Genomic DNA, 22461 nt, shown 5'->3' on the forward strand with positions numbered 1-22461 from the left:
GTTAGGTATGAGCGGTTTTTTGACTGATATTACTTCTTTAAATTACCAGCATGCAGACCACATTCTTTATGGGTGGCTTCTTCCCACCACCAGCGCCCTTCACGTTCATGCTGATTTGGTAAAACAGCTTTAGTACAAGGTTCACAGCCGATTGAGATAAAACCACGTTCATGCAGGGCATTATATGGAATTTCCATTAAACGGATATAACTCCAGACATCACTGCTTGACCAGTTGGCCAGCGGGTTATACTTGATTAACTGTTTACCCGGCCCAGAAAAACCTGTGTCTGCCTGAACTACTGGTATTTCAGTACGGGTTCCCGGACTCTGGTCACGACGCTGACCGGTAATCCAGCCATCTAAAGTCGCTAGTTTCTTGCGTAATGGCTGAACTTTACGAATACCACAGCATTCCTGATGGCCATCAACATAGAAGCTAAACAGGCCTTTACGATTTACCATATCGAGTAAGGGTTCTGCTTCAGGAAAACAAATTTCAATTTCAATGTTGTAATGATTGCGGACTTTTTCAATAAACTGATAGGTTTCTGAATGCAGCCGGCCAGTATCCAGACTGAATACCCGAAATGGTTTTCCCAAGCGGGAGGCCATATCAATCAGGACTACATCTTCAGCCCCTGAAAATGAAATAGCAATTTCACCTTCCTGACTCAAGGCAAGTTCCAGAATCTCGCTTGGAGATTTGTCAGCATATTCAGATGCCAAGGCATCCACTATATCAATGGTTGGGATAGCAGTCATGAAGGCTCCTGGCTCAAAGGCTTGGACGCTGTAAAAATATATATTCACTAAAGTGCAATACATTTTAAGGGAAATGAAATAAGCTGCTTAGCACATTAACTACAAAGCTTATGAATAAAACTGATTAATAAACAGTTGCACAAAATATATCGGGTTAATGCTATGATAATCCGATTTTTTTATGATGCTTGGAGAATTCATGGAAATTGTATGTCTCGATCTTGAGGGGGTATTAGTCCCGGAAATCTGGATTAACTTTGCAAAAAAAACAGGGATTAAAGAACTAGAAGCCACTACTCGAGACATTCCTGACTACGATGTCCTGATGACTCAGCGTTTAAATATCTTGAAGCAGCATGGTTTAGGCTTAAATGATATTCAGGCCGTGATTGCAGATATGGGTCCATTACCCGGCGCCAAAGAATTTGTAGAGTGGGTCCGTACCCATTTCCAGCTGATTATTTTATCTGATACTTTCTATGAATTTGCCCATCCATTGATGCAACAGTTGGGCTGGCCTACTATTTTTTGTCACAAGCTGGAAACAGATGAAAAAGGCATGATCACTGCCTATAAATTACGTCAGCCAGACCAGAAACGTGAGGCAGTAAAGGCACTCCACAACCTGAACTTTCGTGTAATTGCAGCAGGGGACTCGTATAATGATACAACCATGCTGGGTGAAGCAGACCATGGTTTCCTGTTTGATGCGCCAGAAAATGTAATCGCTGAGTTCCCGCAGTTCCAGGCAATTCATGGTTACGCTGCTTTAAAAGAGGCAATCCGTTCAGTGTCACTGCGCGATATTCCAGCTTAAGATTTTATAAATAAGCTTAAAAAAGGGCACTTGAAGCGCCCTTTTTCTATAAATTGTCTAATGAGATTTTTAGAATTTGTAACCAATATTTAGACCATAAGCGATAGCATGATTACTTTCAAAAGTACCTGCCGCCGTATGAGCACCTGTTACTGCATCAGCATCACCTAACCAGAAGTATTTTACACCTGCACCAATAAAGTAATTTTCAGCCGGTGAAAAACGTACGCCTGTACCTATACTCCAGTAACCTTCAGTTGGGCCTAGAGTTGTTACAGGATTACCTGCACCAGAATCCCAACCTACTGATACATTACCTGCCCACAGATCATTAAATTTACGACCTACACCGACCGTTGCTGAAATCTGATCATCTTTATAGTCAATCAGATTAAAGCCATTTGGTTTGCCAAGAGCTGGAGTTGATTGACCAAGGACTTGCGATAACTTGCCGAATTTATAAGGTTGAACTGCAAACTTGGACCATTCTACCCATCGTACATTGGCAAATGCGACAGTATTTTCCATAATGCCCGTTTGAAAATCGACATTAACTGACTGTGGTGTGGTTAATTCAGTACGTCCAGAAGTAGCACTAATCTGGTTCATTGCACCATCAAGTCGAGGATTACCAGTGAGTCCTGCCGCGCCAAAATTCTCATAAGCATTCATATCATGCTCAATTTCAGAACGATAGGTTATAGCAGCTTTTAGGGCAATCTCAGGAATTTGATAAGCAATACCAGCCAGCCAGCCTACCGATTCGTCTTCACCTGTTTTTAAATCATATCCATTGAAGGCGCTATAAGCATTACCGCGTAATTTCACCGTACCATCAACTGTCTGATAAACAGCACCTGCATATAAATTCCAGTTTTGAGTAGGCTGATAGCCAATCAGAAAATTCAGGTTTTGAGTATCTACTTCAACGGTAGTACCACCTTTAAATGGAACCATACGGTTTTCAACAAAGTTATTATTTCCTTTGTACTCGGCATCAGCACCAAATGGCTGATCATAGATCAGACCAAGTGAAATTTTATCAGTAGCTTGAATTTTCAAAGCCGCTGATGGGAAATAGTAGTCCCCAGCCATATCACCAGCAACATTCCCATTTGCGTCAGTACCTGAAACATCAGGATCAAGGATAGAAATACCTGCCTCAAAATAGTTTCCAGGCTGTAAAAATGCCTGAATAGATTGACCTGAACGGTCTAAACCACCCGCATTAACCGCAGTGAGAGGGAGTGAGCTAAGAAGAATAGCGGAATAAATTTTATTGAGCTTCATGGTCTTTCCCTGATGCCATATGTAACAAAAAAGTTGAGGGAAAGTAACACAAAACAAAAAAGAGTAAATGCTCAGCTCGGTCTAAAAAATGAACTGATGAATGCAAGAAATATGCTTGATTAGAGTAAAAAGACTAAGAATACTGATGTATATAAATGATTTATAAATAAAAAATTAGAGTAAATGTTTTAAAAAGATACCAAACAAAACCGGATTTTTTTTGGCTAAATTAGCAACACTTAAAATTTGTATAGTAGAGTAGTAATAGAAAAGCTACCGCAAGCGATAGCCTTTCTAAAATAATTTACCTTAGAAACGATAACCAATTTTTAGACCATAACCCCAAGCATCGTTATCTTCAAAATCAGCTACATATGAATTAGAACCGAAATCAGATGCAGCTTGAGCTTTTGCATCGCCTAACCAGAAATATTTCACACCGCCCGCAATAAAGTAGTTTTGTGCAGGGCTAAATTGTAGACCTAAACCAAGATTCCAATAGCCTTCTGTTGGGCCTAAAGTAGAAACTGGATTACCAGCACCTGAATCCCAACCTACAGAAACGTTACCTGCCCATTGTTCAGAAAATTTACGGCCTACGCCTAGAGTAGCTGAGATTTGATCATCAGTATAAGAAACAATATCAAAGCCATTTGGATTATTAGGAGTAGCACCTGCCGCGCCTAAAGCTCTTGAAACTCGTTCAAACTGCTGTGGACGAATTGAGAAATCCTTCCAGTTGACCCAGCGTACGTTAGCAAAGGCTACTGTATCTGCCATAATACCGCTTTGGAAATCAAGGTTTACAGACTGAGGAGTAGAAATTTTAGTATTTGTATTTACATTATAAAGCGCAGCAGCAGGGTTTTGCGTTACTAAAGCTAAAATATCACTATGACCATATTCATTTGTTTTCAAATCATGATCAATTTCAGAACGATAAGTTAGTGATGCTTTTAGAGCAATTTCAGGAATCTGGTAAGCAATACCCGCTAACCAACCTACAGCACTATCGTCTTCCATTGTAGCATTGTATTGACCTAATGCAGTTGTACTGCCATATGCTAGACCACGTAATTGAACATTACCTTCAACTGACTGGTATACAGCACCACCATAAATATTAAAATTTTCAATAGGTTGATAACCTACAAGCATAGTAATATTTTCTGATTTAACTTCTACTTCTGTACCTTCTGTTCCATTATGGAAAACACCACCAGCTAAAGGATTTAAATAAGTATCAGTAGGGTAAGTTGCTTTCGCTCCAAATGGCTGATCATAAATTATACCAAATGAAAAATTATCAGTTAACTGAAATTTTAATGCTGCACTTGGAAAATAATAATCATCACCCATTTCGCCAACTGAGGTGCCTCGATAAGCAGGAGCTAATGGTGCGGCAGCTCCTCCTGGCGTCCAATTATTTTGAACTTTACCAGAAACTGATGGATCAAGAACAGAAATTCCGGCTTCAAAATAATTACCTGGCTGTAAGAATGCAGAGATCGACTGACCTGAACGATCTAAAGCTGCTGCAAATACCCCAGTTGCAGGTAGCATTGCTAAAATCATTGCTGTGCTAAGAGTTTTTAATTTCATTCTAGTCTTTCCTTGAGATACGGGAAGTTTTACGTGCATGATCTATGCTTTTTAATTTTGGAGATCATCCTCTTCCGGGATAAAATCTAACTTAACTCCATGTGACAAAAATAGCACAATTAAACTAAGAGTAAATGCTCTATTTGAACTTAAAAATAAAAAAAATATGTTGAAAAAACATGCTAACTGGAGTAAATGTTCTATAATTTAAAAAGAATAATAAATTAAGTAATTGAAATATAAAAATATTAATTTATCGTTATTATGTAATAATCGCTTTTTTCAATTAAAATTTAAAATTTGACTATTCAGATTTTTAAAAATAATCAAGAAAATCAAGAGCAAAATTTAAGCAAATAATTAATTTAAGTGAATTCATTGTAGGGAGGAATGGGTTAATTTTCTTTAAACAAGATTTTAAGTAGGAAGTAGTGGGTCAGTTTAAGATGATTTTAAGTAATATCTGTTCAGATAAAGAGGATATTTATTTAAATTTTCTGTGATGCAAAACTCAAACTATTTTTTGTCTTATCAGTACATTTTATTATTTATAAATTTCTTTATCTTAAAAATTTTTTTCCCTGTAGGCGGGTTAATCGATTTATCTCTTATACAACCGTGGGTAAGCCACTCGGGAGAATTCCTATTTCGTGATAGCTGGTATTTGGCGAAACTCAACCATAGCTATATAAAAGATATAATTATGGCTGTTTATATCTGCTATTTTATGGGCTGGTTAAGCTCATTTAAGTGCCAAAAACTTAAAATGTATCAAATGAAGTGGGGCTATTTTTTTCTGGTCTCCCTGTTATGTACCAGTATCGTTGGTCTCATCAAGTCGCAGTCTGCATATGCTTGTCCATGGAATATGACTATCCCTTCTATTTCAGGGTTTACTTGGGATTTTTCAGCAAAAAATGGGCATTGCTTTCCAGGCGGCCATGCTTCAACAGGTTTTGCTTTATTAACAGGTTATTTTGTTTACCGCTTATCTAATATAAAAAAGGCCTGTTTCTTTCTTGTGGCTGGCTTAATACTTGGTTTTGCAATGGGCTGGGCACAGATGATGCGTGGTGCCCATTTTTTAAGTCATAATCTATGGACATTGTGGATCTGCTGGTGTGTAAATGTTCTGATATACCAGATTATCCTCAAATTTTAAGTACTGACTAGAGATTCTGGCTCACTACTTTCTACAGGTTTTTAAAGAATATTATCTGGTAAAAATATATTGACCTGTAAGCCACCTAATGTCTGGCTGTGTGTAAAACTAAGCCGTCCCTTTAAACGTTGGGTTGCCTTATGAACAATGGACAGACCTAAGCCACTCCCAATTTCTGTATGCTGATAAACACGGTAAAAACGCTGAAGCACCTTTTCGTATAGCATAGGGTCAATACCTGGTCCACTGTCTTCTATCTGTATCAGTGCTCCATTTTCTCTGGCATATACGGAAACATTAATTACACCATTCTCTGGCGTGTATTTAATGGCGTTATCAATCAGATTAAAAATGATTGAGTGTATGATAGCGGGTTCCGACAAGATACTCACCGGATCCTGCTGCTCCATGCCCAGATCGATATTCTTTTGTATTGCCAGCTGGATGAGTTCCTCTACACAATTTGTAGCGATATCGCTCACTCTGACCTGCACACCATGCTCAGTTTCTAAAATATTTGCATCCTGTTGAGCCAGGCTAAGTAATTGACTGACCAGATGCTGGACACGCATTAAACCTTTATTGAGGTTCTTTAAAGCAGGATGGTCAGGAAACTCTTGTAACAGAATCTGTATTTGCAAATTTAATGCAGTAATCGGTGTTCTTAACTCATGAGCTGCATTTGCTATAAATTGCCGCTGCTCTTGCTGTGAATATTGAATTCGGCTAAATAGAGAGTTGATTTCATTAAGGACTGGTACAATTTCTTGAGGATATTTAAATATTTGAACCGGTTCTAATTCATGTGGCTCACGCTTTGCAATTTCTTCTTTAAATTCGTCTAAAGGTTTAAGATTGTGGCTGATGATCCAGCCTAATCCCCAGAGCACCAAGGGCATAAACAGCAAGTAGGGAATAAACATATTGCCCGCAAGTTCTAGTGCCAGATGCCGGCGGACAGAAAGCTGCTGGCTAACCTGTATCTGGTCATGCTCAAGTGGGAGCACATAAGTCCGCCAGATATCACTTGCAGTCTGGTGTGTATAAAAACCGGCTTTTTCTACCGGTGCAACCAGCCGCTTTGACTGGCTTTGATGATCTTGATCAGTATATGCCCATACATCTACAAATAAATCTTCTTCATGGTAGCGCTGATGTTCATCAAACTGGCTTTGGATCTGCTCTGGACCATGAGTGGCAATACGTTCAGCCAGATTCTGCATCTGGGCATCCAGAATTTCATTAATTTCTTCAAGCGCAATACGATAAGCTGAAAAGACCAGTACACAGCCCAGACTGATACTAAAGAATGAAATATAGAGTATGAGCCGTTTTTTTAAGGAGTAATTTGATGACATAAAAACTTCGCTGTTTAAGCTTAGGCCTGACCCAGACGGTAACCTAAACCACGAATAGTCCGGATAAAGTCCTTGCCGAGCTTGGTGCGTAAATGGTGTATATAGACCTCAATGGTATTGCTGTTGATTTCAGAATCTATATCGTAGAGCTTATCTTCCAGACTGCTTCTGGAAAAAATTTTATAGGGATAACTCATCAAGGGAATAAGGATAGCCCATTCACGCTTGGACAAGTCAATATGTTCATTTTTAAACAGGGCAGAATGCTGTTCCAGATCAAGTATCAGGTCGCCATGTTGTAGTATCTGTACGGTTTCGGTCTGAATGCTGGTTATAGTGCTGCGACGTAATAGAGCCTGTATACGTGCCAGTAATTCATCAAATTCATAAGGCTTAACCAGATAATCATCTGCACCTTGATTCAAGCCATCTACCCGGTTGTGTAGCTGGTCGCGTGCAGAAATAATTAAAACTGGAAGAGCCGGTTTTTGCTGCCGGATCTGCTTGAGGACCTGCATTCCATCCATAAGAGGGAGGCCCAGATCTAGCAGGACAATATCAAATTCCTGTGTTTTAAGCAGTTTTAGGCCATCAATACCGTTATTTACCCATTGCACTGCGAACTGCTGATATTGCAGCAGTGTAATGGTGGATTCGGCAATCATAAAATCATCTTCAATAATCAGGATTTTATTCATTTTTTATATCCTCAGGCCCGATAGATGATGGCATTGTTGCAGCATATCATGCTGTGGCTGTATCACTGCACTCTTAATGTTGAGCAGACTGAGCAGGGTAGGAAATAAATTATCCTGGCTCAGATTTTGCTGTTTCTGGTTGGCCAGACAGGCGAACTGCACAGGGTGCTGCTGTTTCCAGCTCTCTGAAAACCACATTAACATTGGAATATGGGTTTGCTGGCTGGGTGCAATGGCATAAGGCGAACCATGTAAATATAAACCATGCTCTCCAGTAGATTCACCATGATCCGACAAATACCATAGCGCGCTCTGATAGTGTTGGTTTCCTTCTAAGGTTTGTATAAGCTCGGCAAGCACATGATCGGTGTAAACTATTGAATTATCGTAGCTATTAATTAAAGACTCGGCACTACAACCCTGAATAGCATTGGTATTACATGTCGGTTGGAACGGCTGGTATGCTGCTGTTGAGCGCTTAAAATAAGCCGGGCCATGACTACCTGCCTGATGCAGAACAATCAGGCGTGGTGCCTTATCGGTCTCTGGAATACTGGCCAGATAAGCCTGGAGTGCCTCAGGCAAGATTTCATCATGACATTCTCCCTCTATACACCACTTCTGTTTAAGAGATTTATTGAATTCATATTGTTCTATGCGGTTGCAGACGCCTTTACAGCCTGAGTTATTATCTACCCAGGTTACTTTGTAGCCCGCACGCTGGGCAATATCTAGCAAGCCTTCCCGGTGTGATGCGAGCTGTTCATCATACTGCTGACGCGGCATACCGGAAAACATGCAGGGAACTGAAACTGCTGTGGCTGTTCCACAAGAATTGACCTGACTGAAATTTATAATATCCAGTTTAGATAGTTCTGGATTGGTCGCTCTGGTATATCCGTTTAAAGCAAAACTCTCAGCACGGGCAGTTTCACCTACTACCAGAACCATAAGCTGGGGTTTTTTTGAATCTGATACTGGTAAAATTAAATGTGCATCTTCTCCATATTTAATAAGCGGCAAATTCTGTCTTAGCGCTTTCTTTTTATAATACGAAATGCTAGATGCGATTACATTTTGTGGGCTGATCATACCTTTTAGATCACGATGTTCACGAAAGATAGCTGCATAATCAATATAGAAGATAAATAGCATCAGGCCGGCCAGAACCAGTGAAATCAGCGCACTGAGCATTTTAGAAATAAAAACTTTAGATAAACCTTCAGTTTTTATTTTGACTAAGCCTAGCAATGATAAAGGCAGCAAGACAAAGCCAAGACTCCACAAAACAAATTGCCAAGAGAGCAGATCCAGTACTTCGTGCTGATCGGTTTGTAATGCATTCTGAATTTGGTCAGCTGATATACCTATGCCCAGACTGTTAACAAAATAAGCTGAAAAACCGCCTAAAAGAATGAAGACGACAGCAAAGAATCGAATATTCCATTTCCACTGCAGCAACTGAAAAATCAGGTTGTAGATACTCACCACTACAATGACTGTTGCCATTAAAAATAACCATGCCTTGATTCCCTGGTAAGGTGTGAGCTGAATTATCTTCATATAAAAAGAAAGATTCAGGGCAATGCCAAACCATATAGCCAGGATTAAATTGAAGATATTAAGTGAAATAGGCGGAATCTTGTTCTGGAGTTGTCTGAATATCATAAAGGCATTGATACTTTCAGCTTGTATGGAATTTTAATGTAAAAGCTGAAACTTAAATGATACTTAAATCAGGGAAGAGGAGAGACAAAATATGCAAAAGACTTTGCAATCATTAAAGAGATGTATACTGATTTAAAAGGATGTGTGCCCTGCGGGACTCGAACCCACGTCGGTCGCTTAGGAGGCAACTGCTCTATCCAGTTAAGCTAAAGGCACAAAGAAGACTTATTATAAATGAAAAAGTTACTGTCTCAACAATAACTTTTTCAAAATAGAATTTTATGGACTTTACGCACGAGGTTTAAGTATTTTATAAAGCACTAGCATGAGAACCACCCAGATTGGTAGCATCAGCACCGACTCTTTAAAGCCTTGTGTCCACATAATGTAGAGTACAACAGCAATAAATACTAAAACGATATAGTTGCTCAGAGGTGAAAACAGTGCCGGAAATTTGGATAAAATTCCATTTTTCTGAATATAGTCTTTGAACTTTAAGTGGGTTAACGTGATCATGGCCCAGTTCAGTACTAAAGCTCCTACTACCACATACATCAGATGACCTAATGCATCTTCTGGAATCAGATAGTTTAGTAATACGCAACCGAAAATCAGAAGTGCAGAGAAAAGCACAGCAGGAATCGGTACACCTTGCTTATTAACCTTCAAGAATATTTTTGGCGCATTACCTTGCTGAGCCAGACCATACAGCATACGGCTATTGGCGTACATACCGCTGTTATAAACTGACAGGGCTGCAGTCAGAATAATAAAATTCAGCAGATGAGCTGCCCAGCCAATACCTAACTGGCTAAAAATCATTACAAATGGACTTTTATCCAGACCACCGAGTTCCAGCTGGTTCCATGGTACCAGTGACAGTAAGATGGTGAGTGAACCTACATAAAACAGTAAAATTCGGAAAACTACCTGGTTAATAGCCTTAGGAATAGTTTTTTCCGGGTTTTCTGCTTCTGCAGCTGCCATTCCGATCAGTTCAATCCCGCCAAAAGCAAACATCAGGAAAGCCAGCATATAAAACAGGCCGTCAAAACCATTCGGGAAAAAGCCGCCATGACTCCACAGATTGCTAAAAGATGCACCAGAACTGGCATCTGCAGTAAAGATCAGATAAAGGCCAAACACAATCATGGAAATGACTGCTGCCACCTTGATAATGGATAGCCAGAATTCTGATTCACCATAAAACTTGACATTACCCAAGTTAACTAAAGTAATGATTACAAAAAAGAAGAGTACCGAAGCCCACGCAGGAATATGCGGCCACCAGTAATTGATATATTTGGCAACGGCAGTCAGCTCTGTCATTGCAACTAAAATATAAAGAATCCAGTAGTTCCAGCCTGCCAAGAAGCCCGGAAAGTTACCCCAGTATTTATGCGCAAAATGACTAAAAGAGCCAGCAACCGGCTCATGTACAATCATTTCACCTAGTTGGCGCATAATTAAAAAAGCAATTAATCCACCGATCGCATAACCTAAAATAATGGATGGACCAGCAGACTGTATAACCTGCGCAGAACCTAAAAACAGACCGGTACCAATAGCTCCACCCATGGCAATAAGCTGGATATGACGGTTTTTTAAGCCACGCTGAAGTTGCGATGTATTATTGTTCAAAGTGCTCAGCTCGACGATGACTAAGTCAAGTATTGTAATGTATTGCAACTTATTAGCCTAGTCAGACTAATTGCTTGCTGCTGAATCTTAAGCTCTTTTATAAATTTAATAAAAATAAATAACTTAGAGAGAGGTAAGGCTGTTATTTATAGAATTGGGATGGTTGAGTATTTAAATTTAGTCTGACTAGTCTATAAAATAATTCTGCCGGTTTCAGACTCGAACAGGAATAGCCTGCACAGCAGTTTAAAAAAGCTTTAATATGAACCGGGATTGGATAGCCCACATTTGCCCAGCAATAATCATAAAGAATGACAGGAATTAAAACAGCAATGAGTTCAGTACCACAAATTAAAGTCGCCGCTACCTATATGCGTGGCGGAACCAGTAAAGGTGTATTTTTTAAACTTGATGATTTACCTGAAAAGGCTCGCGAAGCAGGTCAGGCGCGTGATCATTTTTTACTGCGTGTGATCGGCAGTCCAGACCCTTATACCAAACAGATTGATGGGATGGGTGGAGCGACCTCAAGCACCAGTAAAACGGTGATCCTGTCTAAAAGTACCCGCGCAGAACATGATGTCGACTATCTGTTTGGACAGGTCTCAATTGACCAGCCTGTCGTTGACTGGAGTGGTAACTGTGGCAATTTGACCGCAGCAGTTGGGTCTTTTGCTATTAGTAACGGACTGGTCGATGCTAATCGTATTCCTGAAAATGGTATATGTACCGTAAAAATCTGGCAGGTCAATATTGGTAAAACAATTGTTGCACATGTACCTGTAACGCAAGGGCAGGTTCAGGAAACTGGAGATTTCGAGCTGGACGGTGTGACCTTTCCGGCAGCCGAAGTTCAAATTGAGTTTTTAGATCCTTCCGATGATGATGGTGAGGGGGGCAGTATGTTTCCTACCGGCAATGTCATCGATATGTTCGAGGTTCCTGGAGAAGGCAGTTTTCAGGCTACATTTATTAATGCAGGCATCCCCACTATTTTTTTAAATGCAGCAGATTTAGGGTATACCGGCACGGAGTTACAAGAACAGATTAATACTGACCCTTTAGCGCTAGCACGTCTGGAAACTATTCGTGCCTTTGGTGCTCTTAAAATGGGACTGATACAGGATATAGCTGAGGCAGCCTCCCGTCAGCATACGCCGAAAATTGCTTTTGTGGCGCCCCCGCTTACTTATATGGCCTCCAGTGGAAAGCAGGTCAAGCAGGAAGATATTGACCTGCTGGTCCGTGCGATGTCGATGGGTAAACTACACCATGCTATGATGGGTACTGCTGCAGTTGCTATAGCAACAGCGGCGGCAGTCCCAGGCACTGTGGTAAATCTCGCTGCTGGTGGGGGAGAGCGTGAAGTCGTCCGTTTCGGACATCCTTCCGGGACCTTACGTGTGGGCGCACAAGCTGAACAGCAGCAGGGAACATGGACTGTCAGGAAAGCCATTATGAGCCGGAGTGCCCGTGTGCTGATGGAAGGCTGGGTTCGTGTACCGGGCGACTGTTTTTAACCAAAGACATTAAATTAAAAAATACCAGTCTTCAAAGTCAGGCTGGTATTTTTTATATTTCCTCTTTTGATTATAAAGAGCCAATGTGATTTTCTCCCTAAAATAGGGGGTGCTATAATACTTTCGAACTGAGCCATAGAGAAAACAGGCGGAAAGCAGTATGATGCTCTTACTTTTGATAAGGATAACCTCATGACTGACCAACTTCCTGCGTGTCCACAGTGTCACTCTGAATTTACCTATCAAGACCAGGAACTTTATATCTGTCCTGAATGTGCGCACGAGTGGCCAGCATCCAACATGATAGAGACCGAAACTTTTACAGTTAAGGATGCGGTAGGTAATCTGCTTCAGGATGGGGATACGGTCAGTGTGATCAAAGACCTGAAAATTAAAGGTTCCTCACAGGTCGTAAAAATAGGTACAAAAGTTAAAAATATTCGCCTGATTGAGCATAGTGATCATAATATTGATTGTAAGATTGATGGAATTGGAGCCATGAAACTTAAATCCGAATTTGTTAAAAAAGTCTAACCGAACAGAAGATATTGAGGCTATTTGTGTCAGCAATACCCGCAGTTAAAGCAGAGATATTAAAACAGGCGCAAGAACGTATCCAGCAGGACCTGCTCAGTGCGCTGGAGGCATTTTCCTTACCAGAGCCTTTAAAAAGTGCGGTATATCATGCAGTCATGCTCGGAGGTAAACGGGTCCGTCCTGCACTCTGTTATGCAACAGCGGCCCTGCAGCCCAACTCCAATTTTGCAGCTGTGCGCCGTGCTGCGGTCGCGATCGAAATGATCCATTGCTATTCGCTGGCACATGATGATTTGCCATGTATGGATAATGATCTGCTGCGCCGCGGTCAGCCTACCTGTCATGTTGCTTTTGGTGAAGACACTGCATTACTGGCTGGTGATATATTACAGTCAATGGCATTTGAAGTTCTGGGTAGCCGCCTGTTTGATCAAGGCGTGGCGGTAGACCAGGCAGTTGTATTAAGACAGATGCAGATATTGGCTACTGCAAGCTCAAAAATGGTTTGTGGCCAGGTGATGGATTTACAGGCTGAAGGCAAGCAGGTAGACCAAAGCCAGCTGGAAAATATTCACTGCAATAAGACAGGCGCATTGATTCAGGCAGCGATCATGATGGCTGCGGTGACTATATTTAAGGGTACGGATCAGGCTATTCCCCAACTTCGCCAGTATGGACAGGCAATTGGTCTGGCATTTCAGGTACAGGATGATATTCTGGATATTGTGTCTGAAACAGAAGTACTGGGTAAAACGGCCGGTAAAGATGAGCAGGTCGAAAAGTCAACTTATCCTGCTTTGATGGGGCTTGAACAGGCACAGCTTTATGCCAAGCAACTCCATGATCAGGCTTTTAGTGCGCTTGAATATTTTGGAGAGGCTGCTGAAGAGCTCAATACAATATCCCAATTTTTGCTTTCACGTAAAAGCTAGATCTGGCCAATAAAACCCTGTAATGAAAAAGGAGCATGTTAAGCTCCTTTTTATATAAAAAATGCGCTCATAAAACTATTTTTTCTAACTATCAGTCTGTTTAAAGCAGTTTCTATTGAGTAATTTATGGGTGTTTTGCTCAAAGTCTTTCTGCCGAGACTCAAGTTTTACTTCCATTATTTGTTATTAAACTCTATTTAATATTAATAAAATAAGAACAGGCGGCTATTAAGCAAGCCGCCTGTTTTAATAAAATCAGTCAAGATTAGTTATGACGACCCATAATTCCGCGGATGGTATTGAGTACATCAGCCGGTAGAACCACCGTTTTAGCATTATTGGATTTTGCCATATCCTGCATGGCTTTTACATATTGTTCACCGAGCAAATAAGCTACCGGTATTTCCTTATCACCTACTGCTGAGGTGACCATATCAATAGCTTTTTGTGAAGCTTCGGCCAATACGACCTGTGCCTCTGCATCACGGCGAGATGCCTCCAGACGACCATCAGCTTCTAAAATGGCAGCCTGTTTTTCACCATCAGCACGCGTTACGGTTGCACGGCGCTGACGTTCAGCTGCTGCCTGCGCTTCCATTGCAGCCTGCATGGTTGCAGAAGGCTGAATATCTTGGATTTCTACAGTTTTTAAAGTGATACCCCAATCTGAAATATCATCGGAAATGGCTGCTTTAAGTTTGGCCTTGATATGATCACGTGAAGAAAGTGCATCATCCAGATCCATTTCACCAACAATTGAACGTAAAGAAGTCTGTACCAGATTCTGAATCGCCCAACTATAGTTTTCAATACCATAGACGGCTTTTTCTGGTGTAGTCAGATTGATATAAGCTACTGCATTCATCAGCAGTACAGCATTATCTCGGGTGATCACTTCTTGTGAAGGAATATCCAGAACAATATCTTTGGTGGTCACTTTATAGGCGACTTCATCGACGTAGGGAATCACAAAACTCAGGCCCGGATTCAAAGTAGTATGGTATTTACCCAGACGTTGAACAATCCACTTATAACCTTGAGGAACAATACGCACCCCTTTAAAAATAGTTACGCCTACAAAGAGTAAAAAGACTAAAACAATAATGGTGCTGACTGACATGATGGCTTCTCTTTATATTTTCATGATAGTAACGTGCAGTTAACCATGTCGCTGCACGACCAGGTTATTTCCTGATATATCCGTCACTTGTACCCGATCACCGACTTGAACAATATCTTGCGTACGGCAGTTCCATTCATCCGACCCTAGTAACGGCATGGGAAAACGGACTTTAATCTGGCCATGTTCCATACCGGTCTGAATAACCATGCCTATCTGGCCGATAGTGGCCTCCCTTGAGAGCCCGGCCTTGGTTTTATCGATAGACAGAGGCTTGATAAACTTGAACCAGAGCAGGGTACATAGAATCGACAGGACAATCCACATCACGATCTGAGTGGTCAGGCTCATCATTGGAAAAAGCCAAAACAAAATACAGACCATGATTGCAGCAATACCAAACCATAATGCGGCAAAGGCAGGAAGAATTAACTCGGACAGAATCAGTAAAATGCCGAGTACAAACCAGTGCCAAGGTTCAATTACAAATTCCATAATTTTGTCCGGTGATTAAAGTTACAGCAAAAAGATGAGTCTTCACTGTAACAGATCAATAACTCAATGAAAATTTAAAAATTTTCAGCTGTTCAGAATTTTGGGCGTGGGGCTGGCTTAAAGGCCGCAGGTGACTTCTTAAATTGCTGAATCGCACCTTGAATAGCCCGTATCTTAAGCTGCGCCGCTTTCTCACCTTCTAAAATAGATTCATTGCTGGCTTTTAAGTCAAGTACGCCTAAGTGCCCGACTTTAGGTTGGATGACCACATTAGCCTGTGCAAGTTCTTCATTAATGCTTTGCTGGCCCATGATATTAATGGTCTGGTCCAGTAAACCCCACATATTTACCGGGCGGCTGGCATCTGGTCTGGCTGAAATATCAACCGCAATAACAATATCCGCTCCCATATCTCTGGCAGTTTTTACCGGAATCGGGCTCACCAGTCCACCATCAATATATTTGGTTTTACCAATAGTTGCCGGCACGAATACATTCGGGATACTGCATGAGGCCCGTACAGCCTGTCCCGCATTCCCTTTAATGAAGTCTGCTTTTTGACCATTATCAAGACGTGTTGCGACTGCAGCAAAGCGGATTGGAAACTTTTCAATTGGTTTATTGCTGACCTGAGTATTCACATAGTTCTGCAATTTTTGGCCTAAAATAATACCCTGGCTATTAAGGGTTAAATCACGGATATCAGCCTCTTTAAGCTGTAGTGCCAGCTGCTGTAACTGATACGGGGTTTTACCACTGGCATAAATACTACCGACAAAGCTACCGGCACTGGTGCCTGTAACAATTCTAGGTTTAATACCGTGAGATTCGAGTACTTTAATTACACCGATATGAGCAAAACCTTTAGCACCACCACCACCAAGTGCTAAGGCAATGACAGGCTCACGAGCCTTTAATTGTGTTGTAACCGGTGGAGTCTGGGCGGTCTTGTCACATCCAGCAAGAGCTAGTGCCAGTATTCCTGCAAAAGTAAGCTGTGCAAATTTCATCTTTAGTTTAGTAGTGACTTGGATCAGAAAAGATATGTCCATCACAGCAGATTTGCTTAATTTTTGCCAGCATTTTCCAGCAGTTTTTGTAAGGGTAGGGCCAGCCACTCTGGTTTTTTGGGAAAGAATTTCCCCTGATATTGTTTCAGGATATACTCCAGATCTGCTTCATAGTTGCCTGTAGGCTGCATGATGCCTAGGCAATAAACTTTTTTATGCTTGTAGTCGAAAGAAAACATGACTATTGGAATATTTGCCTGATAAGCGATCCAGTAAAAACCGCTTTTGATTTTCTCGGCACGTTTTCGGGTGCCTTCTGGGGCGAGGGCAATCCAGATTTTGTCAGTAGAGTGGATTTTTTCTACTGCCTGTTCAGTCAGACCATTGGTGCTGTTACGCTTGACTGGAATAATACCTATCCATTTGAGTAAAGACTTAAAAGGGAATCTGAACAGGCTATCTTTTCCAAACACGTTTACTTTTAATCCCAGTGCCCCGATCACCAAAAATCCGTACCAGCCGTCAATGTTGGAAGTGTGGGGTGATACCACTGCAACAGCTTTAGGCAGATTGGGAAATTCACCTTCAAAAGTCCAGCCCTGTGCCAGAAACAGTTTCTGGCATAAAAGCCGAGTAGCTGCTGTACCGCGTGAGGGAACCAGATTGGGTAGACGGGGAAAATGTTGTAACATGCTTTGGTTTTTTAAGTAGTGGCGTATTTTAAATCTTAATCCGATGTCACAGCTGATACATTGGCAAAATATCTGAAGCTTGGTTTATGGGAATGAGCATCATGGACAGTGTGAGCAGCATAAAAATAATCCTGAATAACCGAGTAAAGTAAATGTCCCGGCATCTTTATCTGCTGCTGTTTTCGTTGTACTGGGCGCAAGGCCTACCTGTTGGTTTTATGACACATGCCTTACCTGTCATTCTTCGTATGCAAGGAGTATCATTGGCACATATTGGCGGCTTTGGCCTATTAATGCTGCCGTGGTCAATCAAAATTCTGTGGGCACCCTGGATTGACCGTTATGGTACTCAACGGTTTGGACATTATTGTAGCTGGATTATCCCTACACAGTTATGCAGTGTTTTAATATTAATTGCCCTGTCATTCTTGCCGATTCAGGCACTCGACCAGCCCGTTTTTTTACTCACTTTTTTTGCTGCCTTAATGCTGCTAAATCTGGCAGGTGCCACCCAAGATATAGCTACAGATGGACTGGCTGTTCATTTGCTTACCCTCAAACAACAGCATTGGGGTAACACTTTTCAGGTCATTGGCTCACGTTTGGGCTTTATAGTAGGGGGCGGAGCTTTGCTCTGGGCATTGGAATGGTTAAGCTGGCAACCTACATTTTTAGTACTGGCAGCTTTGGTTCTTTTAAATACGCTGCCCATTGTTTTATTTAAAGAGCCCGCAAAAGAAGTATCGGTCTTTTACGAAAAAATATCCTGCAAGCAAAGCATCAGACAGTATTTTAACTATTTCCTGAATAACCGGATTTTAAAATCCTGGTTAGGCGTGTTAGTCACTTTTAAAGTAGCAGATGGACTATCCGGACCGCTGTTAAAACCACTGATGGTCGATCTGGGACTCAGCCTTTCACAGATTGGTATTTACATCACAATATTAGGTGCTGTTGCAGCACTTTTCGGAGCAGTATTAGCTGGTATGCTATTAAGATGGATGCGTCGTACGCAGGCTTTATTTCTGTTTTCTTTTTTCAAGGTTCTAAGTTTAATTGCATACGCCTGGCTGGCTTATTGTTATGAACAGCGGTATAGGGTAGGTCACTGGTTAATCTATTGCATTAATGCAGCTGAAGACATGATTTCTGCCATGTTACTGGTTGTCATGCTCACACTGGTAATGCAATATTCAAGAAAACAACATGCCGGTACCGATTTCACTTTTCAGGTTGCCCTTATGGCAACAATCAGTGGGCTACTGTACACGTTAAGTGGTATCGCCGGAGACTGGCTAGGTTATGCCTATTATCTGAATATTATTATAGGCATTTCAATATTGTGTATGTATCCAATTTGGCTCTGGACAAAAGTCAGCCAGCATCCTTCGGATGTATAAGGACTATTTGTTTTGCTGTATTCAGGTGATAGAAAAAAGTATATGGTTTTGTTTTCATAAGAACTTTAAACAATAAAAGTTATATAAATCAAATTTAGGGTGGTGTGTGAAAATTAAATATTTTTATTTTGCCTTAAAAATAATTTCTATTATTTAATAAATTTAGAAAAAATTCACTGCAATCAAGGCAACAAGGGCAGGTAGTGCCTGAATATATATAATTTTCTTACTTGCGGTCAGCCCACCGTATATTCCTGCAACCAGGACGCAGCCTAAGAAGAAATTGGCGAGTGCCAGTGCATAGCTCTCAGGTGCATACAATGACCAGAGCAGGCCAGCTGCCAAGAAACCATTGTATAAGCCTTGATTTTGCGCCATGACTTTAGTCAACCGTGCTTTTTCAAGAGTATTACCAAATGCTTTTAAACCAGAGGGCTTATCCCATAAAAACATTTCTAAAACTAAAATATAGAGATGTAGCAGTGCAATCAAAACGACCAGAATTTGTCCGATCATACACTTTATCCTTATTATTGATGAATAACGCCAGATCAGCCTCGTAGCTGATCTGGGATAAAAAATTACGGTTTAAGAAGTACTTTGCCCTGACGTGCACCTTGAGTGGCTTTCAGTGCAGCTTCTCTAATTTGTGCAAAGCTGAATATACCTTCAACAGGAAGTAGTAATTTTTTTTGCGCTGCAAGCGTCAATAATTCTGTAATTAGCGCCTTTTTGCGTTCAGCAGATAACTGCTTGTTTACGACGCTTGCCCAAAAGCCTTTGACAGTGGCCTGTTTAAAAATCAGATCTCCTGAGGAAATCTGCATGGTTTCACCTGTCATACTGCCAAATGAAACTAATAGGCTATTGTCGCTCAGTAAAGCTAGCATTTCCCCACTGGCTTGACCACCAATTGAGTCTACACCGGCCATAAGAGGCTGATCAGCATGAATGGCTTTCACCTGATTTTTCCAATCTGCCTGGTCTGTTGCAACTACATTCTCGATACCCAAGGCTTGCATTTCAGTGACTGCTTCGTGCCGACGAACCAGATGAATTACCTTCTGACCACGCGCTTTTGCGATCATAGCCACAGTTTTACCCACCGCACCATTTGCAGTATTTTGAATTAGCCATGAATCTGCAGGCAGGTTGATAAAGTCTAAGAGCATTAATGCGCTGATTGGCATCCCAATTAACTGAGCCGCAGTTTCGTCATCAATTGCATCAATTAAAGGGACGAGACCCTGCACTGGCGCAATAAAATATTCCGCCCAACTACCATGAACTCCAGCAACTGCCACACGCTGACCCACTGTTACACCTTGCACACCTTCACCCAGTGCGTCGATTATCCCTACAGCTTCACTACCACCAATTGCGGGAAGTGTGGGCTTATAGCCATAACTGCCACGCACAGTCCATATATCATGGTTATGCATTGGAGATAAAATTGTTTTAATACGTACTTCGCCAGCTTTCGGCTCGGGTTGTGGCATATCGGCAGTTTCCAAAACCTCAACGGGTTCGCCAAACTGATGATGAATAATACTTTGCATTTGCTATTCCTTTAAAGGTTTTAATAATTGTTGGGTGGTTTCCAAGGCGAGATAGAGTGGTTGCTTATCTTGTGCAAGTTTTGCCAATAAAGCTGCACCCAACCATAGTTGATACATTGTTTGCGCCAGTTTTTCAGGTTCAATATGTAAGGGAATTGAACCGTCTTGTTGTCCTTCTTTAAGTAGACTCATAATACGTTGTGTTAACTTATGCACGCCAAAGTTCAAAATTTGACGCATATCTTCAGATAAATCTGAAACTTCTGCTGCTAACTTGACGATCAGACAGTTTTCTGCCCAGCCTCTGCCATGAATGCTTTCTTCAATATGAGCAGGAGGGTTAATCCATGCTTTCCAAAGTGCCAGAAGACGTAGGTAAGCGCTTCCGCCTTCTTGCTGCATCAACTGGTCAATCTTGACCTTGTAATCAGCCAGATACTGTTGTAGAAGTGCGCAGCCGAAAGCCTCTTTTGAAGCAAAGTAATAATAGAATGAGCCTTTAGGCACATCGCAATTCTTGAGAATTTCCTGTAAGCCCACTCCAACAAAACCTTTATGCAGTACCAATTCAAAACTACTGCTTAAAATATGTTGGCGCGTTGCTTCACTTTTATCTGATCGTTTCATACTTTTACTATAAATTACTAATAGACCAGTCGTCTACTAAATAATAGATTATTCTAGTGTTCTATATTGAAGCATCTTAATAAATAACTATATGCAGCCAGTGTCTACCTGTGATACCACTCATTCAGTTGTTTTCTATATTCAGATCCTATCAGCAGTTGATTTAACTTAATGGACCTCATGCGGAGTGAAAAGGTATCAGGTACAACTATACCTTCCTTGAGCAGACAACTAAGCTTGTAATAAAAAAATAAATAATAAAATCAGATTTTTAAATAAAAAATAATTGATTTTATTCAATCACAGGGCTCGCTAAGATCCGTTACAAATCAATCACGAGTAAATCATGAAAATGAAAATTTTAACGGGGCTAATCTTGAGTCTGATTACGAGCACATCTTTCGCTGCACCAGTCATTTACGGGGAAATCGATGTAAGTCTGGATTATCTTCCAGAAAATAATCGTTCGGGTGTTTCTGATAAAGACGTTTGGGAAATTAATAGTAATAGTAGCTTTATTGGAATCAAGGGCGAGGAAAAACTGAACGAGCGTTTAAGTGCAATCTATGCTGCTGAATGGACCTTTTATGCAGATGGTGATAACACCGATTTTGACCAGCGTAACCGCTTTATAGGTTTAAAAGATATCAGACTTGGCATGCTCAAGCTGGGCAAACATGATACACCCCTTAAGCAGCTGTCCGGTGTGGTAGACAGCTTTAATAATTATGTGGCTAATAAGGCAGATGTTGCCGGTATTTTTACTGGTGAAAACAGGGTAGACAATGTGCTGGTTTATGAATCACCCGCTATTCCTGTAGCGGAAGGAAATCTTAAAATAAATACGCTACTGGCAACTGGAGAAGCTTCAGGTATTAAAAAATCCAGTGGCGGTGTTAAAACAGCTGGGCGTGGTTTAGGTGATGCGTTCTCTACAGCGATCATCTATGACCATCAACTGTTTAATGCAGGCATTGCCTATGATAAAGCTATCCCAAGTAATTTTCTTGGACGAGGTATTTTAAATGCTTCCGAGCCGGAACCCTTAAGCAGCGGTATATTCGCAGCAGCAAATACCGTTCGGGCAGTGGGACGGATTCATCTGAACCAGCCTCTGTATCTGAAAGTACTCTATCAGAGTTCAAAAGTGGCGGATGCAGCCGGAAATGCAACCGGTGCAGCGACAATTGATGATGCACAAGGCTGGCTGATCGGAGCAGAGTATCAATTGCCTCAGGCCCAAGACTGGATTCTAAAGGCACAATATAGCCAGAATGCTACCTCATTTAAGAATGCCACACCAGATTACGAAGCACAGCAGTATATGGTAGGTGCGGACTATGCCCTAAATAAACAGGTCAAAACCTATGGTTATGCGGGTTATTTAACGCTCGAGCAGGGTGAAAGTAAAAATAAACAACCTCTAGGGGGTATAGGGCTTGAATATAAATTCTAAAATTCTATGTATGAACAGGGCCAATGAATAATATGGTTCGCACTGTTGAGCCCGGTTTTTTAACAATGTCGAATGAAGCGTATGAGCAGCAGTTTGCTAAATCAAGTGAAAAA

Annotated in this window: 21 protein-coding genes and 1 tRNA gene; 7 read left to right on the forward strand and 15 right to left on the reverse strand. The window is 41.2% G+C overall.

The annotated features are described in order from the left end of the window. Positions 1-29: 29 nt before the first annotated feature. Positions 30-764, reverse strand: coding sequence for a phosphoadenylyl-sulfate reductase (locus J502_RS05075; protein ID WP_005015964.1), 735 nt, complete (start codon positions 762-764; stop codon positions 30-32). Positions 765-963: 199 nt separating this feature from the next. Here J502_RS05075 and thrH point away from each other — a divergent pair, with 199 nt between their 5' ends. Then, positions 964-1581 carry a bifunctional phosphoserine phosphatase/homoserine phosphotransferase ThrH gene (thrH, locus tag J502_RS05080; RefSeq protein WP_005015962.1) on the forward strand — a complete coding sequence of 206 codons (618 nt, stop codon included), beginning with the start codon at positions 964-966 and terminating at the stop codon, positions 1579-1581. A gap of 69 nt (positions 1582-1650) precedes the next feature. Here thrH and J502_RS05085 read toward each other — a convergent pair whose 3' ends face one another. Together J502_RS05085 and J502_RS05090 are read right to left on the reverse strand one after the other, a co-directional pair. Beyond that, positions 1651-2871 (reverse strand): OmpP1/FadL family transporter, encoded by a 1221-nt coding sequence (locus J502_RS05085; RefSeq protein ID WP_005015960.1) that lies wholly within the window; start codon positions 2869-2871, stop codon positions 1651-1653. A 309-nt stretch (positions 2872-3180) separates the two neighbouring features. Continuing rightward, complete coding sequence (locus J502_RS05090) at positions 3181-4473, reverse strand: OmpP1/FadL family transporter (RefSeq protein WP_005015959.1); 1293 nt, start codon at positions 4471-4473, stop codon at positions 3181-3183. A 502-nt stretch (positions 4474-4975) separates the two neighbouring features. Between J502_RS05090 and J502_RS05095 the strand changes: the two genes are divergently transcribed. Next, positions 4976-5635 (forward strand): phosphatase PAP2 family protein, encoded by a 660-nt coding sequence (locus J502_RS05095; RefSeq protein WP_005015957.1) that lies wholly within the window; start codon positions 4976-4978, stop codon positions 5633-5635. Positions 5636-5676: 41 nt separating this feature from the next. On the opposite strand, the gene J502_RS05100 is transcribed toward J502_RS05095, so the two are convergent. The 5 genes from J502_RS05100 to J502_RS05120 all read right to left on the reverse strand — a co-directional run bounded on the left by J502_RS05100 (position 5677) and on the right by J502_RS05120 (position 11000). Then, the gene (locus tag J502_RS05100; protein ID WP_005015955.1) at positions 5677-6993 is read right to left on the reverse strand and encodes an ATP-binding protein; all 1317 of its coding nucleotides are present in this window, start codon (positions 6991-6993) and stop codon (positions 5677-5679) included. Between the two features lie 20 nt (positions 6994-7013). After that, positions 7014-7691, reverse strand: a complete 678-nt coding sequence (locus tag J502_RS05105) for a response regulator transcription factor (RefSeq protein WP_005015954.1) — start codon at positions 7689-7691, stop codon at positions 7014-7016. A gap of 3 nt (positions 7692-7694) precedes the next feature. Beyond that, positions 7695-9359 (reverse strand): phosphoethanolamine transferase, encoded by a 1665-nt coding sequence (locus tag J502_RS05110; RefSeq protein WP_034683352.1) that lies wholly within the window; start codon positions 9357-9359, stop codon positions 7695-7697. A 143-nt stretch (positions 9360-9502) separates the two neighbouring features. Continuing rightward, positions 9503-9575: transfer RNA gene (locus tag J502_RS05115), tRNA-Arg, on the reverse strand. Positions 9576-9647: 72 nt separating this feature from the next. Beyond that, positions 9648-11000, reverse strand: coding sequence for an amino acid permease (locus tag J502_RS05120; protein WP_005406968.1), 1353 nt, complete (start codon positions 10998-11000; stop codon positions 9648-9650). Between the two features lie 332 nt (positions 11001-11332). Between J502_RS05120 and prpF the strand changes: the two genes are divergently transcribed. From prpF to J502_RS05135, 3 genes are all read left to right on the forward strand, one after another. Beyond that, positions 11333-12520, forward strand: coding sequence for a 2-methylaconitate cis-trans isomerase PrpF (gene prpF, locus J502_RS05125; protein ID WP_005015951.1), 1188 nt, complete (start codon positions 11333-11335; stop codon positions 12518-12520). A gap of 192 nt (positions 12521-12712) precedes the next feature. Beyond that, on the forward strand, positions 12713-13054 hold the full coding sequence (locus J502_RS05130) for a zinc ribbon domain-containing protein YjdM (protein ID WP_034429059.1): 342 nt from the start codon (positions 12713-12715) through the stop codon (positions 13052-13054). 26 nt (positions 13055-13080) lie between these two features. Then, positions 13081-13989, forward strand: coding sequence for a polyprenyl synthetase family protein (locus J502_RS05135; RefSeq protein WP_005406980.1), 909 nt, complete (start codon positions 13081-13083; stop codon positions 13987-13989). 265 nt (positions 13990-14254) lie between these two features. Here the strand turns inward: J502_RS05135 and J502_RS05140 are convergent, their stop codons facing one another. The 4 genes from J502_RS05140 to J502_RS05155 all read right to left on the reverse strand — a co-directional run bounded on the left by J502_RS05140 (position 14255) and on the right by J502_RS05155 (position 17306). Beyond that, positions 14255-15109 carry an SPFH domain-containing protein gene (locus J502_RS05140; protein WP_005015943.1) on the reverse strand — a complete coding sequence of 285 codons (855 nt, stop codon included), beginning with the start codon at positions 15107-15109 and terminating at the stop codon, positions 14255-14257. Between the two features lie 39 nt (positions 15110-15148). Continuing rightward, a complete protein-coding gene (locus J502_RS05145) occupies positions 15149-15604 on the reverse strand; it encodes an NfeD family protein (RefSeq protein ID WP_005015941.1) in 456 nt (151 codons plus the stop codon). Between the two features lie 92 nt (positions 15605-15696). Further along, positions 15697-16614: a patatin-like phospholipase family protein gene (locus J502_RS05150; protein ID WP_155757373.1), complete on the reverse strand. Its 918-nt coding sequence runs from the start codon at positions 16612-16614 to the stop codon at positions 15697-15699. Positions 16615-16670: 56 nt separating this feature from the next. Beyond that, positions 16671-17306, reverse strand: coding sequence for a lysophospholipid acyltransferase family protein (locus J502_RS05155; protein WP_034683355.1), 636 nt, complete (start codon positions 17304-17306; stop codon positions 16671-16673). A 152-nt stretch (positions 17307-17458) separates the two neighbouring features. On the opposite strand from J502_RS05155, the gene J502_RS05160 reads away from it, so the two are divergent. Next, a complete protein-coding gene (locus tag J502_RS05160) occupies positions 17459-18706 on the forward strand; it encodes an MFS transporter (protein ID WP_034683357.1) in 1248 nt (415 codons plus the stop codon). Positions 18707-18868: 162 nt separating this feature from the next. On the opposite strand, the gene J502_RS05165 is transcribed toward J502_RS05160, so the two are convergent. The 3 genes from J502_RS05165 to J502_RS05175 form a co-directional block, all read right to left on the reverse strand. Continuing rightward, entirely contained in the window at positions 18869-19222 is a 354-nt protein-coding gene (locus tag J502_RS05165; protein ID WP_034683359.1) for a DUF1304 domain-containing protein, read from the reverse strand. A gap of 65 nt (positions 19223-19287) precedes the next feature. After that, on the reverse strand, positions 19288-20265 hold the full coding sequence (locus J502_RS05170; protein WP_034683360.1) for a zinc-binding dehydrogenase: 978 nt from the start codon (positions 20263-20265) through the stop codon (positions 19288-19290). 3 nt (positions 20266-20268) lie between these two features. Next, a complete protein-coding gene (locus J502_RS05175) occupies positions 20269-20892 on the reverse strand; it encodes a TetR/AcrR family transcriptional regulator (RefSeq protein WP_034683361.1) in 624 nt (207 codons plus the stop codon). Positions 20893-21238: 346 nt separating this feature from the next. On the opposite strand from J502_RS05175, the gene J502_RS05180 reads away from it, so the two are divergent. Then, positions 21239-22348, forward strand: a complete 1110-nt coding sequence (locus J502_RS05180) for a porin (RefSeq protein WP_034683362.1) — start codon at positions 21239-21241, stop codon at positions 22346-22348. Positions 22349-22461 lie beyond the last annotated feature (113 nt).

Source organism: Acinetobacter sp. 1294596 (assembly GCF_000582925.1).
In the GTDB taxonomy this organism is placed as follows: domain Bacteria; phylum Pseudomonadota; class Gammaproteobacteria; order Pseudomonadales; family Moraxellaceae; genus Acinetobacter; species Acinetobacter radioresistens.